Consider the following 16,479-nt stretch of genomic DNA (forward strand, 5'->3'; position numbering starts at 1 on the left):
GCGCCCGCCAGGCATCCCTTGCCGGTGACGAACACCAGCTTTTCGGGCCTCTCGTCGGCGATCCACTCCTGCAGCCGCGCCAACGCTTGCGCCACCAGGGCATGCGTGGCCTCGACGACCTCCCCCTCAGCAGCGACATGCTCTACCACGACGTCCGCCGCGGGCTCTTTCGGCACCTCGATGTCGACCCAGTCCAGCTGGAACAACGAGTCGCGGTCGGTCGTGCCGAGTTGGTCGGCCGACACCGCGCGCACCACCAGTGCGTCCACCGACGCGACCGGTGCACCGGTGGTGTCCGCGAGGGCGATGGCGAGGTTGCCGCCGTTGCGGGTGAGCTTGACGCGCAACGCCGTCGCGCCGGTCGCGTGCAGCGAGACGCCTTCCCACGAGAACGGCAACCCGGCGCCGCCGTCGACGAGCAACGCGGCGTGCAGGGCCGAGTCGAGGAGCGCCGGGTGCAGCCCGAAGCCGCCCACCGTCACACCCTCGGGCAACGCGACCTCGGCGAACACGGTGTCGCCGTCCCGCCACGCCGCCCGCAGCCCCTGGAACGCAGGCCCGTACCCGAACCCGTTCTCGGCGAACCGCTCGTAGGCGTCCGTGACGTCGATCGCCTCCGCGAGGGGAGGCCACTTGCCAACCTCAGCGATCACGGCGCCGGATCCGAGCACACCGGTGGCGTGCTCCGTCCACGGCTCGTCGACCGCGCTCTCGGCACGCGAGTACACGGAGATCGACCGGCGGCCGTTCTCCTCGACCCCCACGATCAGCTGAACCTGGACGCCACCGCTCTCCGGCAGCACCAGCGGCGCGGCGAGCGTGAGCTCCTCGACGCGATCGAGCCCGACCTCGTCCGCCGCCCGCAGCGCGAGTTCGACCAGGGCCGCACCCGGCACGAGCGCTGCACCGTGCACGGTGTGGTCGGCCAGCCACGACCGTCGCGACAGCCGCGCCGTGAACAGGTGGCCCGCCCCTCCGGCGAGTTCGACCGCGGCACCGAGCAACGGGTGCTCCACCGCGCCCAGCCCTGCCGACCGGACGTCCGACTTCGCGGTGTTCTCCGGCCAGAACGACTGGTGGTCGAACGCGTAAGTGGGCACGTCGACTCGTCGACCGCCGGTATACAGCTGCGTCCAGTCAACGTTGATTCCGTCAACATGTACTTGACTGAGTGCAGTCAACATTGACTCAACATCAGACTTGACGCGCGTCAACGTCGGAATCAACCCGTCAACCATCGCCGTCAACTGCGCGTCGGGACCGATCTCGACCAGCGTGACGTCACCCAGCCGAGTGACGTTGTCGTGGAACCGCACGACGTCACGCACGTGGTTGACCCAGTAGTCGACTGTATTCACTTGCCCGGATGTCGACATCTGGACAACCGGCTCGGAGAACTCGATGTCCGCGATCGCCGCGCGGAAGTCGTCGAGCATCGGCTCCATCAACGGCGAGTGGAACGCGTGGCTGACCTTCAGCCGCTTGCCCTTCCACCTGTCCGCGAGGGCGAGAACCTCTTCCTCGATGCCGGCGATCACGATCGACCGCGGCCCGTTGACGGCGGCAATGGACACGCCATCGGTCAAATGCGCGCGCACCTCTTCTTCGGAGGCGATGACCGACACCATCGCGCCGCCGGCCGGGAGGTTCTGCATGAGGCTCGCCCGCGCCCGGACGAGCTTCGCCGCATCCCCGAGACCGAGCACTCCGGCAACGTGCGCGGCGGCGATCTCACCGATTGAATGCCCGGCGACCTTCGAAGGCCGCACGCCGAACGACTCGAGCAACCGGTACAGCGCGACCTGGACCGCGAAGATCGCGGGCTGCGTGTGCCCGGTCCGGTTCAGCGCTTCGGCGTCGTCGCCCCACATGACGTCGCGAACGCCTTCGAGGTGCTGCAACACCTCGTCCAGCGCGCTCGCGAACACCGGGAACGCCTCGTACAGCTCACGGCCCATGCCCAGCCGCTGCGAACCCTGCCCGGAGAACACGTACGCCAGCGGCTTCCCGCTCACCACGCCCTGGGCGACGACCTGCCCGCCGAGCACCACGGCCCGATGGTCGAACCGCGTCTTCAACGCGAGCGAGTACCCGATGTCCCGCGAGTCGCCGTCCAGCTCCAGCACCCGCGCCACCTGCGAGTCCAACGCGGTCGCCGACTTCGCCGACACCAGCCACGGCACCGCGCCGCCCAGCTGGATCGATTCGGGTTGGCTGGCCCCCTGGGGGGAACTGCCCCCCATCCCAATCATCTCAGGCAGGTCTGACAATTCCTGAGTGGTCGGCGTGGCCTCGATGATCACGTGGGCGTTGGTGCCCGAGACGCCGAACGACGAGACGCCCGCGCGGCGCGGGCGGGAGACCTCGGGCCACGAGGTGGTGGAGGTGACGAGGGTGATGTCGCCGGCCTCCCAGTCCACGTGGGTGGAGGGCTCGTCGGCGTGCAGGGTCGCGGGGACCAGGCCGTGGCGCATCGCATGCACCATCTTGATCACGCCGGCGACGCCCGCCGCGGCCTGCGAGTGGCCGATGTTGGACTTGACGGAGCCGAGCAGCAGCGGCGCCGGGCGGTCCTGGCCGTAGACGGCGAGCAACGCTTGAGCCTCGATGGGGTCGCCCAGAGTGGTGCCGGTGCCGTGCGCCTCGACCACGTCGACGTCGGCGACGGACAGGCCCGCGGAGGCGAGGGCCGAGCGGATCACGCGTTGCTGCGACGGGCCGTTCGGGGCGGTGAGGCCGTTCGAGGCGCCGTCCTGGTTGATCGCCGAGCCGCGCACGACGGCGAGGATGGTGTGGCCGTTGCGGATCGCGTCGGACTGGCGCTCCAGCACGAGGAGGCCGACGCCCTCGGACCAGCCCACACCGTCGGCCGCGTCGGAGAAGGACTTGCAGCGGCCGTCCGCGGAAAGGCCGCGCTGGCGGGAGAACTCGACGAACGTGGACGGCGTCGACATCACGGTCACGCCACCGGCCAGGGCCAGCGAGCACTCGCCGTTGCGCAGGGCCTGGGAAGCCAGGTGCAGTGCTACCAAAGAAGAAGAGCAGGCGGTGTCGACGGTGACGGCCGGCCCTTCGAAGCCGAAGGTGTAGGAGACGCGGCCGGACGCGAACGTACCGGCGCTGCCCATGCTCTGGTAGCCCTCGAACTCGCTGCCGCTGATCACGACGGAGTAGTCCGTGTACATGACGCCGGCGAACACGCCCGTCGCACTGCCCCGCAACGAGACCGGGTCGATGCCCGCACGTTCCAGGGATTCCCAGGCGGTTTCCAGCAGCAGGCGCTGCTGTGAGTCGGTGGCGAGGGCCTCGCGCGGGGACATGCCGAAGAACGCCGGGTCGAACAGCGGTGCGTCGTGCAGGAAGCCGCCGGAGCGGGTGTAGGAGGTGCCGATGTGGTCGGGGTCGGGGTGGTAGAGCGCGTCGACGTCCCAGCCGCGGTTCGTCGGGAAGTCGGTGACCGCGTCCACGCCGTCGACGACCAGGCGCCACAGGTCTTCCGGCGACGACACGCCTCCCGGGTAACGGCAGGCCATCCCGACGATCACGATCGGGTCGTCGGAGACCGCGGAACGCACCTCGGCGGCGGGCACGATCGCGTCGGTGCCGAAGAGTTCGTCGCGCAGGTATTCCGCCAGCACACCGGCGTTCGGGTAGTCGAAGATCAGTGTCGCGGGCAGACGCAGGCCGGTGACCGCGGTGAGCTGGTTGCGGAGTTCGACGGCGGTCAGCGAGTCGAAGCCCAGTGACTGGAAGGCACGGCCGGGGTCGATCTCGTCGGTCCCCGCGTGGCCGAGAACGGTCGCGACCTGGCCGCGCACGAGGTCCAGCAACGCTTCCAGGCGCCCGTTCTCGTCCAGCCCCGCGAGCCGGTTGACCAGCGAGACGGCCGAGGTGGAACCCGCGACAGCGCGACGCGGGCGGGTCTTGACGAGGCCGCGCAGCATCGGCGGGATGTCGCCGCGTCCGCGCAGCACGGGCAGGTCGAGGCGCACCGGGACCGCGTTGCCCGCACCTGTTGCGGCGTCGAACAGTTCGATGCCCTGCTCGACGGTGATGCCGGGGATTCCGGTGCGCGCCATGCGTTCCGCGTCCGCGCCGGACAGCATGCCCGCGATCCACGGACCCCACGCGAGCGACGTGCCGGCGAGGCCCTCGCTGCGGCGATGTTCCATCAGGGCGTCGAGGAACGCGTTCGCGGCGGCGTAGTTGCCCTGACCGGCCGTGCCGATCGTGCCCGCGACCGAGGAGAACACGACGAAGGCGTCGAGGTCCTTGGTCAGCTCGTGCAGGTGCCACGCGGCGTCGACCTTGGGACGCAACACGTTCGTCAGACGTTCAGGCGTGAGCGACTCGACGATGCCGTCGTCGAGGACACCGGCGGTGTGCACGACGGCGCGAACTTCGTGGCGTGCCAGCAGGTCTGCGACGGCCGTGCGGTCGGCGACGTCACATGCCTCGACGGTGACCTGAGCTCCCAACGCTTCCAGCTCCGCGACGTCAGCCTCGCCGCGTCGTGAGACGAGCAGCAGGTCGCGGACGCCGTGCGTGGTGACGAGGTGTCGCGCGATCACCAGGCCGAGACCGCCGGTGCCGCCGGTGATGAGAACCTTGCCCTGCCAGGACACTCCACCGGCGGATGCCAGCCGGGCCAGGCGCGGCACGAAGCCTTCGCCGGCACGCAACCGGATCTGCGGCTCGTCGAGCGCGAAGACCTCGGCCGGAACCTCGCCGTCCGCTTCCACCAGCACGAAACGGCCGGGGTGCTCGGTCTGCGCCGACCGCACCAGGCCCCACACCGCCGCCGCGGCCAGGTCGCCGGGGCGCGTCACGAAGGCGAGACGGTCCTGCCGCTCGTCCGCGATCCACTGCTGCAGGCGCGCGAGCACCCGCGCAGTCAGGGCGTGCACAGACTCGATCGGGCCGCCATCGGACACGACGTGCTCGACCTCGACCTCGGTGGTCTCGGTGGGCAGCTCGACGGGCGTCCAGTCGACGTGGAACAACGCTTCGCGCGCGATTCCTGAGTCGTCAGCAGGGATCGGGCGGGTGACGAGAGAGTCGATCGAGACGACCGGCGTGCCGTTGGGGTCCGTGGCGGCGATCGCGAACGACTCACCCTGGGGCCGGATGCGCACGCGCAGCGCGGAAGCACCGGTCGCGTGCAGCGAAACTCCCTGCCACGCAAAGGGCATGCCGCCCTCGGACGTGCTGAGGTCCGCGGCGTGCAGGGCGGCGTCCAGCAGCGCCGGGTGCAGGCCGTAGCGGTCGGTCTCGTCGGCGATGGCGACCTCGGCGTAGACGTCGTCGCCCAGCTTCCAGGCCGCGCGCAGACCTTGGAACGCAGGCCCGTACGCGAAGCCGTTGTCCGCGAGCCGCTCGTAGAACCCTTCCAGCGCAGCCGCTTCCGCACCGGCAGGTGGCCACGCCGACGTGTCGAGGTCGGTAGCAGAGGTGCCGGAAGCGAGGAATCCTGTGCAGTGCTCGAGCCACGGCGTGTCCGGGTCGAGTCGCGAGTACACGGTGATGGCACGGCGTCCGGTGGCGTCGTCCGCACCGACCGCGACCTGGATCTGCACCGCCTCGTCGAGCACGAGCGGCGCGGACAGGGTGAGCTCGTCGAGGCGGTCGAGGCCCAGTTCGTCGCCGGCGCGCAACGCCAGTTCGACGAAAGCGGTGCCGGGGAACAACACCCGGCCGCCGACGACGTGATCGGCGAGCCAGGGTTGGGTCGCGACGGACAGCTTGCTGGTGAACAGCGCGCCCTGTCCGTCGGCCATCTCGACTGCCGCGCCGAGCAGCGGGTGGCCGACCGCGGTGAGGCCGAGTCCGGACGCGTCGACGTTCTTCGTGGTCGACGGCCAGAAGCGCTGGCGCTGGAACGCATACGTGGGCAGGTCGATCCTGGTGCCGCCCGCGACGAACGGTTGCCAGTCGACGCTCGTGCCTTCGACGTGCAGACGGGCGAGGGCGGTGATCAGTGCCGCCACCTCGGGACGGTCCTTGCGCAGCGTCGGGATGCCGCCGTCGACCAGCGCGGACAGCACGCCGTCGGGTCCGATCTCCAGGAACCTCTTGTCGCCCAGGCCGGTCACGGTGTCGTGGAAGCGAACCGTGGCGCGGACGTGGCGCACCCAGTACTCGGCGTTCGCGACGTCGCCGAGGCCGGGGATGACCGGAGCGGAGAACCGGATGTCGCTGATGGCGGCGCGGAAGTCGTCGAGCATCGGGTCCATCAGCGGCGAGTGGAACGCGTGGCTGACGGACAGTTGCTTCGTCTTGCGACCGTCGAAGTGCGCGACGACCGCGCGGGCTTCCTCTTCGACGCCGGCGATGACGATGGCGTCGGGCCCGTTGATCGCGGCGATGGACACGCCCGGCGTGAGGTGCGGGGTGACTTCGGCTTCGGTGGCCTGGAGCGCGATCATCACGCCGCCGGCCGGCAGCGCCTGCATGAGGCGCGCGCGAGCCTGGACCAGCTTCGTGGCGTCTTCAAGGCTGAACACGCCCGCGATGTGCGCGGCGGCGATCTCGCCGATCGAGTGGCCGGCGAGGTGGTCGGCCCGGACGCCGAACGACTCGGCCAGCCGGTAGAGCGCGACCTGCAGCGCGAAGATCGCGGGCTGCGCGTGGCCGGTCTGGTTCAGCGCTTCGGCGTCGTCGCCCCACATCGCGCCGACGTCGAGGTGCTGCGCGACCTCGTCGAACGCCGCGCGGAACGCCGGAAACGCCTCGTACAGCTCGCGTCCCATGCCGAGGCGCTGTGAACCCTGCCCCGTGAACAGCATCGCGAGCTGCTTCTCGGTGGCTGTGCCGCGGGCGATCTCGGCGCCGTCGACGACCACCGCGCGGTGATCGAACAGTGTGCGCAACGACAGCGAGTACCCGACGTCCCGCGGATCCGCGCTCACTCCGGCCAGCTGCGCGACCTGGCCGGCCAGCGCCGCCTCGGACTTCGCCGACACCAGCCAGGGGGTCGGAATCGATTCCGACTGGGCCCCCCGGGGGGAGACCGAGGTCCCCACTCCAAGCGTCCCACGACGGGCCGACGAATCCGGGTGGGAGAGATCGACAACGGGTGGGTTGTCCACAGGCGCCGAGTTGTCCACAGATTCGGGGGTGGGGGTTGCGGCTTCGACGATGAGGTGGGAGTTGGTGCCGGAGACGCCGAACGAGGAGATGCCGATGCGGCGGGGGCGGTCCACCGACGGCCACGGGGTGGCGGAGGTCAGCAACGACACCGAGCCGGCGGACCAGTCGACGTGGGTAGACGGTGAGGTGATGTGCAGGGTGCGCGGCAGGACGCCGTGCCGCATCGCCTGCACGACCTTGATCACCGAGGCGACGCCGGCCGCCGCCTGCGTGTGGCCGATGTTCGACTTGATCGAGCCGACGTACAGCGGAACCGCGCGGTCCTGGCCGTAGGTCGCGATCAGGGCGGCGGCCTCGATCGGGTCACCCAGCGTCGTGCCGGTGCCGTGCGCTTCCACCGCGTCGACATCGGTGGGAGAAAGACCGGCGGAGGCCAGCGCCGCGCGGATCACGCGTTGCTGCGAAGGACCGTTCGGTGCGGTCAAGCCGTTGGAGGCGCCGTCCTGGTTGACGGCCGAACCGCGCAGCAGGCCCAGGACCTGGTGGCCACGAGCAACGGCGTCGGAAAGGCGTTCCAGCACCAGCATGCCGGCGCCTTCGGCCCAGCCCACGCCGTCGGCGGAGTCCGAGAAGGCCTTGCAGCGGCCGTCAGCAGCGAGACCGCGTTGCAGGGTGAACTCGATGAACGAGTCCGGCGTGGCCATGATCGTGACGCCGCCGGCCAGTGCCAGCGAGCACTCGCCGGAACGCAGCGCCTGCATGGCGAGGTGCATGGCGACGGAAGAGGAGGAGCAGGCGGTGTCGACGGAGACCGCGGGACCCTCGAAGCCGAACGTGTAGGAGAGACGGCCGGAAAGCACAGACGCGATGAGGCCGGTGGAGGCGTGCCCGTCGCCGTCCACCGACACCAGATCCGCGTAGTCCTGGCCGTTCGTGCCCACGAAGACGCCGGTCTGCGAGCCGCGCAGTCCCGCGGGATCCAGGCCCGCCCGCTCCAGGGCCTCCCACGTCAGCTCCAGCATCATGCGCTGCTGCGGGTCCATGCCGAGGGCCTCGCGCGGCGAGATGCCGAAGAAGTCGGCGTCGAAGGAGGCGAGATCGGTCAGGAACCCGCCTTCCTGCGCCAACGAGGCACCGGCGCGCAACGACGACAGGTCCCAGCCGCGGTCCGTGGGGAACGGAGAGACCAGGTCCCGTTCCGCGACAACGGCCTCCCACAGCTGCTCGGGTGTGGTCACCCCGCCGGGGAAGCGGCACGACATGCCCACGATCGCGATGGGCTCGCTGTGCTTCTGCTCCAGCTCGAGGACGCGTTCACGAGCCCGGCGCAACTCGACCGTGACTCGCCTCAGGTAGTCGGCAACCTTGTCCTGCTGCTCTTCCTGCACTGTCCGTCCTCATTTCGTGCGGGCAACACACTGGTTCTACGAGAGGTCGAGCAACTCGTCGTCGATGATGTTCAGGAGGTCCTCGACGGAGACGTTGCGGATGTCGTCGTCCGAAGTGGACACAGGTTTCTTCAGGCGCCCGAGCAGCTTTTCCAGGCGCTCGCGGATCGCGTCGTGGTCGTCCGCCGACGAAGAAGCCACGGCGGTCTCGAACCGGGTCAGCTCGGCCAGCGCGGAACCGTCCACCGACGTGGACAACCCGGACTGCAGGTGCTCGGCGACCAGGCGTGGCGTCGGGTAGTCGAAGACCAGGGCCGACGGCACGGGCAGGCCGGTCGCGGCCTTCAGCCGGTCGCGCATCTCGACGGCGGTCAGCGAGTCGAAACCCTGGTCGCGGAACGCCTTCTCCGCCTGGATCGCCTCGACTCCCGTGTACCCGAGCACCGCGGCGGCCTCGGAGCGCACCAGGTCGAGCAGCACACGCGACCGGTCGGCCTCGGACAGTCCGGCGAGCTTCTCCTGCAACGCGACCTCGGCGCCGGCGACGTCCCCGTCCGAAGACAGCGCGGCGACGACCTCGGGGATCGCGGAGAACAGCGGCGACGGGCGCGACGCGGTGAAGCCGGGCGCGAACCTGGCCCAGTCGGTGTTCGTGACGGTCAGCACCGTTTCGCCGTCCGACACCGCCTGCACCAACGCGGTCAGCGCCAGTTCCGGGTCCATCGGCAGCACGCCGTGGCGGCGCAGCTGGTCGTAGGCCTCCGGATCGGTCGCCATGCCGGCCTCGGCCCACGCGCCCCACTGCACCGACGTCGCCACCAGGCCCTGGCCGCGGCGGAACTGCGCCAGGCCGTCCAGGTAGGCGTTCGCGGTCGAGTACGCGGGCTGGCCACCACTGCCCCAGGCCGCCGCACCCGACGAGAACAGCACGAACGCGTCGAGGTTCCCGGTCAGCTCGTGCAGGTGCCGCGCCGACACCGTCTTGGCGCGCAACAACTCCCCGAGCTGCTCAGCGCTCAGCTCCAGCAACGGCGCGTCACCGGCGTCGATCCCTGCGCAGTGCACCACGGCACTCAGCTCGGGGAACCGGCTCAGCAGCTCCTCCAGAGCGGCGCGATCGGCGACGTCACAGGCCTCGACCGAGACCTCGGCGCCGAACCCTTCGAGCTGCGCCACCAGGTGCTCGATGCCCGGAGTCAACGGGCCGCGGCGCGAGGTCAGGACGATGTGCGCAGCACCTCGCGCGGCAACGGACCGAGCCACGAAGCCGCCCAGCGCACCAGTGCCGCCGGTGATCAGGACCGTGCCGGACGGCGTCCACTCCTCGCCGTGCTCACCACGCGGCGCGGGCACCAGGCGACGGGCGAACACACCGTTGCCGCGCACCGCGATCTGGTCCTCGCCCAGCGAGTTCACCAGCGCCGCCTGCAAGCCCTGGGCGATCTGGTGGTCGACGCTGCCCGGCAGGTCGATCAAGCCACCCCATCGGCGCGGCAGCTCCAACGCCGCGACCCTGCCCATGCCCCACAACGCGGCCTGCACCGGCGACGTCACGACGTCCCCGTGCCCGGTCGACACAGCGCCGCGCGTCACCGTCCACAACGGAGCCTCGACGCCCTCCAAAGCCCGCAGCAGCTCCAACGTCCCGACGAGCGGATAAGGCACGTCACCGGAGTCGTCCGCGACACCGAGCAGCGACACGACGCCCGTGAACTCCCGCCCGGCCAGCCCGGAGACCTTGTCCAACGGCACCGCGACACCGCCGAGGATCTCCACGACGTCGCGGGTCCAGGTGTCCTGCTCCCCCGGCGGCACGACGACCAGCCACGACCCGGAGAACGCACCGGCCAGCGACAACCGGTTCCAGGACTCCCGGTACCGCCAGGAATCCACAATGGACTGTGCCCGCTGCCGGGTCCGCCACGAGGACAAGGCCGGCACGACGGCCGCCGCGACATCGGGGTCGAGATCCAGCACCGCGGCCAGCTCGTCGTTCTCCACCAGCTGCCAGAACGCGGCGTCCAGCGGATCGGCCCTGCCGACCACGGCCTCGGGCTCCGGCCAGAAACGAGAACGCTGGAACGCGTAGGTCGGCAGATCGACGTGCACCGCGCCGGTTCCCTCGAACAGCACGGTCCAGTCCACCGGCACACCCACGACGTGCAGGCGCGCCAACGCCGACACCGCGGAAGCCTCCTCCGGCCGTTCGCGGCGCAGCATCGGCACAACGGCGGTGTCCAGCGGCACCGCACCGGTCTCGGTCATCTCCGCCACCAGCGCCGACAGCACGCCGTCGGGGCCGAGCTCCAGGAACGCCGAAACTCCCTGACGCCCCAACGCCCGCACGCCGTCGGAGAACCGCACTGCCTCACGCACGTGCCGCACCCAGTACTCCGGCGCGGTCAGCTGATCGCGCACGGCGAGTTGCCCGGTCACGTTCGACACGACCGGGATCTGCGGCTCGGAGAACGACAGGCCCTCGACGACCGCGCGGAAGTCGTCCAGCATCGGGTTCATCAAGGGCGAGTGAAACGCATGGCTGACCGTGAGACGCTTAGTCTTGCGGCCGGCGAACCGGTCGACGACGGCTGCCACGCCCTCTTCGGTGCCGGCCACCACCACCGAACGCGGCCCGTTGATCGCGGCCAGAGAGACCTCGGAACCGAGATGCGGCAGCACTTCCTCCTCGGTGGCCTGCACCGCGACCATCGCCCCGCCGGCGGGCAGCGCCTGCATCAGCCGCGACCGCGCGTTGACCAGCTTGCAGGCGTCCTCCAGCGAGAACACCCCGGCCACGTGCGCGGCGGCGATCTCGCCGATCGAGTGCCCGCCCACGAAGTCCGGGCGGATCCCGAACGACTGCGCCAGCCGGAACAGCGCCACCTCGATCGCGAACAACGCCGGCTGCGTGTACCGGGTGGCGTTCAACGCATCGACGTCGTGGCCCCACATCACGTCCCGCAGCGACCCGTCGAGGTGCTCGAGCGCCGCGTCGAAAGCGGCGGCGAACACGGGGAAACGCTCGTACAGCTCACGTCCCATGCCGAGCCGCTGCGAACCCTGTCCGGAGAACAGCACGGCGAGCGGCCGTTCGGAGGCCACACCGCGCGCGATCTCCGTGCCGTCCACGATCACCGCGCGGTGCTCCAGTTGCGTCCGCGTCGACACCAGCGACGCCGCCACGTCCAAAGCGGGAGCCTGAACCGACCGGAACCGCTCCAGCTGCGCGTCCAGCGCGACCGAAGTCCTGGCCGACACCACCCACGGCACGACGGACAGCACGGTGGACGGCTCCTCCGCCGTCACCTCGACCTCGGGCGCTTCCTCCAGGATCACGTGCGCGTTCGTCCCGGACACACCGAAGCCCGACACGGCGGCACGGCGTTCGCGGGAGACCGACGGCCACGGCTGATCCGAGGTCAGCAGCTCGACGCGGCCACTTCCCCACTCGACGTGGGAAGACGGCGACGTCACGTGCAAGGTGCGCGGCAGCACGCCGTGCCGCAACGCCATCACCATCTTGATCACGCCAGCGACACCCGCCGCGGCCTGGGTGTGGCCGAGGTTCGACTTCACCGAGCCCAGCCACAACGGAACAGTGCGGTCCTGGCCGTAGGTCGCGAGCAACGCCTGCGCCTCGATCGGGTCGCCCAACGTCGTGCCGGTGCCGTGCGCCTCGACCGCGTCGACGTCCGAAGTGGACAAACCCGCGGACGCAAGCGCTTGCCGGATCACGCGCTGCTGCGACGGACCGTTCGGCGCGGTCAAGCCGTTCGAAGCACCGTCCTGGTTGATCGCCGAACCACGCAGCACCGCGAGCACCGTGTGGCCGTGGCGACGAGCGTCCGACAACCGCTCCAGAACCACCAGACCGGCACCTTCGGACCAGCCCGTGCCGTCGGCGGAGTCGGAGAACGCCTTGCAGCGGCCGTCGGCGGACAGCCCGCCCTGCCGCGAGAACTCGACGAACGTCTGCGGCGTCGACATGATCGTCACGCCACCGGCGAGCGCGATCGATGATTCCCCCGACCGCAGCGACTGCGCGGCCCAGTGCAAAGCGACCAAGGACGAAGAACAAGCCGTGTCAACGGTGACCGCGGGCCCCTGCAGCCCCAGGGTGTAGGCGACACGACCGGAGACGACACTGCCCGCGGTACCGGTCGTCCAGTACCCCTCGGTACCGGCGGGCGCGTCCAGCAGCCCAGCGCCGTAGTCGTGATACATCACGCCCGCGAACACCCCGCCGTTGGTGCCGCGCAACGAAGACGGGTCGATGCCCGCCCGTTCCAAAGCCTCCCAGGAAACCTCCAGCAGCAACCGCTGCTGCGGATCCATCGCCAGCGCCTCACGCGGCGAGATCCCGAAGAACTCGGCGTCGAAGTCGGCGGCGTCGTGCAGGAACCCGCCGGAGCGCGTGTGCGAGGCGCCGTCGAACAGTTTTTCCAGGTCCCAGTTGCGATCCGCAGGGAACGGCGACACCACGTCCGCACCCGAGGTCACCAGCCGCCACAGGTCCTCCGGTGACGCCACGCCACCGGGATAGCGGCAGGCCATGCCGACGATCGCGATCGGTTCGTCCAGGTGAGGACGCACCACGTCCGACGCGGCCACGGAAGCCCGCTCGCCCAGCAGTTCCGCGCGCAGGTGCCGGGCCAGCACCACGGGTGTCGGGTAATCGAACGCGACCGGCGCGGACAGGTGCAGACCGGTCGCCGCCGTCAGCCGGTTGCGCAGATCGACCGCGGTGACCGAGGTGAGCCCCAGCTCGCGGAACGTCTTCTTCGACTCCGCCCGCTCCGCACCGGTCAGCCCGAGCACACCCGCGACCTCGGTGCGCACCAGGTTGAGCAGGAAGATGTCCTGCTCCTCCGGTGACATCGCGACCAGCCGTTGCCTCAACGCGGAGAGATCGCGCTCGTCCGGCGTCGCCAGCCGCGCGGACACGTCGATCAGGCCGCGCAGCAACGCCGGTACCTCGGTCGAGGACGTCTGCTCGCGCAGCGCGGCACTGTTGATCCGCATGATCACGGCCTGCGCCAGGCCCACCGAGGTCGCGGCGTCGAACATCGCGGTGAACTCGTGGGTCGACAGCTCACCCACCCGCGACGCCGTCGTCGGCGCGTCCGTCGACCCGACCGCGAGGAACGTCGCGGCCAGTTCCCGTTTGCGGCGGTAGCGGGCCAGCGCGTCCAGGAACGAGTTGGCCGCCGCCTGTTCCCCGGACCCGGCCAGGCCGAGCGCGCCGGCCACCGTGCACAGCATGACGAACGCCGTGACCTCGCCGTTCTTGGTGAGCTGGTGCAGGTTCACCGCACCGTCCGCAACGGACCGGAACACGTCCGCGCGCGGCAGGTTCGGCGACGGTTTCGCCGGGTGCTCGCCCTCGCCGTGGATGACCGCGGTGATCGGCCGCTTCAGCTTGCCGAGCACCTCCGCCAGTGCAGTCCGGTCCGCCACGTCGCAAGCCGCGACCGCGACCTTCGCGCCCAGTTCTGTCAGGTCCTTCTCGAGCTGCGCGGTCGCCTCGTCGGTACGGCCGCGCGAACTGATCAGCAGCAGGTGCCGAGCGCCGTAAGCCGCAACGAGATGCCTGGTCAGCGCCGCGCCCATGGTGCCGTCCGCGCCGGTCACGACGACCGTGCGCCTGGGGTCGATGCGCAGCACCTCGTCGCTGTCGACCGACGCCGACACGCGCTTGAGCCGCGGCGTCAACGCGATGCCGGACCGGATCGCGAGCTGCGGTTCGCCGGCGGCGACCGCGAACGGCAGCATCCCGGTCGACGGCGGCAGGTCGTCGATGTCGATCAGCGTGAACCGGTTCGGGAACTCCACCTGCAGCGATCGCAGCAGGCCCCACACCGGCGCGTGCACCAGGTCGCGCACGTCCTCAACGCCGGCCGCGACCGCGCCACGCGTCAGCACGACCAGGCGTGAGTGGGCGAACCAGTCGTCGTTCACCCACGTCCGCAGCACACCGCCGACCTTGCGCAACGCCTCCTGCGCCGCCGTGGTCAGCTTGCCGCCGGTGTCCATGTCGTCGGGACAGCACAGCACCGCCACGTCCGGTGCGGGCTCACCCTCCACAACGGACACGTGCAGCGCGGCCGCGTCGGGATACGTGGCAACGTGCACACCCGATGAGACAAGGGAAGCGGTCAGGCCGAACATGTCCGGACCGACGACCGCCCACCGCTTGGCCAGTTCGAGCGAGGTCGTGCGGACCGACGGCATCGGCGCCCAGTCCATCCGCAGCAACGACTCGTGCTGCCCGCCGCTCGCCGCCCGCAGCCGGGCAGGGCGGTCGAGCAGCACGTGCCGTGTGATCTTGCCCGACGTCGTGCGCGGGATGTGGTCGATCTCGTACAGCTCTTCCGGGACCTTGAAATTCGACAGCTGCTCGCGGCAGGCGTCGTACAGGCGCACGGGATCAAGCCCCTGCTTGCCGGGCACGACGAACGCGATCGGCACCTCGCCGAGGATGTCGTGCGGCTTGCCGACCACCGCGGCGTCGGCGACACCGGGGACCTCGAGCAGCACCTCCTCCACCTCGCCGGGGTGGATGTTCTCGCCGCCGCGGATGATGAGTTCCTTGACGCGTCCGGTGATCGTGACGTAGCCGTAGAGGTCGCGCCGGGCCAGGTCTCCGGTGCGGTACCAGCCGTGCGGCATCGCCTGCGCGGTCGCCTCCGGCTGGTTGTGGTAGCCGGCCATGAGGCTCGGGCCGCGCACCCACACCTCGCCCTCGGCCTCCACGTCGACGTCGATGCCGGTGTCCGGGTCGACCAGCCGCACCGCGAGACCCGGTACCGGCAGGCCGACCGAACCGGGAACCCTGGTGCCCTGCGCCCAGTTCACCGCGATCAGGCCGCACGTTTCGGTGCTGCCGTAGCCGTCGAGCAGCGCTACACCGAACAGCGCCTCAAACTCCACGCGCAACGCCGGCGGGCACGCGGCACCCGCGGTCAGGCAGCGCTTCAGGGTGCTCGCCGACACCTCGCGCATCCGCGCGACTTCCACAAGGTGGTGGTACATGGCGGGAACACCGCACATGAAGGTGTGCTCGCCACCTTCCAACGCGGTGAGCACCTCGTCCGCGGCGAACCCGTCGAGGATGCGTGCCGACGCACCGACCGCGGTCACACCGACGACGCACAGCACGTGCGCGAGAGAGTGGTGCAACGGCAAGGGCCACAACACCTTGTCGTCGTGGTTGAGGCCGATGACCGGGGCGTAGCAGGCGGCGACCGACCACAGGCAGCTGCGCTGGGTCGACAGCACGCCCTTCGGTTTGCCGGTGGTGCCGGAGGTGTAGAGCATGAACGCCACGTCGTCGAGACCCTGGTCGTCCCGCGCGGGAACAGCCGGGTCCGTGGACGTCAGTTCCTGATAGGAGACAACGGAACCGCCGTGCGGAAGCGGTTCGTCGCCGCTGACGACCACCTTGAGATAAGGACGGCCCGGCAACAGCTTGCGGACCTGGTCGAGGTGCGCGGTGTCGGTGATGACGACGCGGGCGCCGCTGTCGTCCAGCACGTAGGAGAGCTCGGCGTCGGCGGAGTGCGGGTTGAACGGCACCGCGACCGCGTTCGCGCGCGTGATCCCGAGATAGCTCTCGACGATGTCGACGCTGTTGCCCAGGAAGATCAGCGCCCGGTCACCCGGCTGCAGCCTCACCTCCGCGAGGTGCCCGCCGAGCCGCCAGGTCCGCCGCTCCAGCTCCGCGTACGTGACCGCGCGCCGCGAGTCCGCGAACGCGACCTTCTCCGGCGCGTTCGCGGCGTGGTATCGCAGCAGCTCGGACAACGGCCGGATCAGTTCGGTTCGAAACATCCCGACGGCGCTCCCTATTTACTGGCGACGAGGCTTGCACCTCGAGCGATGCTAGCCTCGGCCTCATCCGGCGGGTAAGTAGGAAATCCCCTAGCACCCCCCTAGGACCCCCCTATCATCCCGCCCGAAAGTGCTTTCCACTGGCGGCGCGGTTTTGCGGAGCGCGCCCGGT

At 70.3% G+C, this 16,479-nt stretch carries 2 protein-coding genes (1 of these 2 only partly in view); both read right to left on the reverse strand.

The annotated features are described in order from the left end of the window. Positions 1–8,477, reverse strand: the 5' portion of a protein-coding gene (locus ACWGE0_RS19480) for a type I polyketide synthase (RefSeq protein ID WP_452262288.1). Its footprint begins 19,117 nt before the window's first position; 8,477 of the gene's 27,594 nt are visible here — the first part of the coding sequence; it begins with the start codon at positions 8,475–8,477; its stop codon lies off the left edge, out of view. A 36-nt stretch (positions 8,478–8,513) separates the two neighbouring features. After that, entirely contained in the window at positions 8,514–16,307 is a 7,794-nt protein-coding gene (locus ACWGE0_RS19485) for a type I polyketide synthase (RefSeq protein ID WP_452262289.1), read from the reverse strand. Between the last annotated feature and the right edge of the window lie 172 nt (positions 16,308–16,479).

It is taken from the genome of Lentzea sp. NPDC054927 (assembly GCF_053610285.1).

Coding starts and splice junctions, on each gene's coding strand:
- ACWGE0_RS19485 (WP_452262289.1), bottom strand. CDS start 16,307: ATGTTTCGAACCGAACTGATCCGGCCGTTGTCCGAGCTGCTGCGATAC.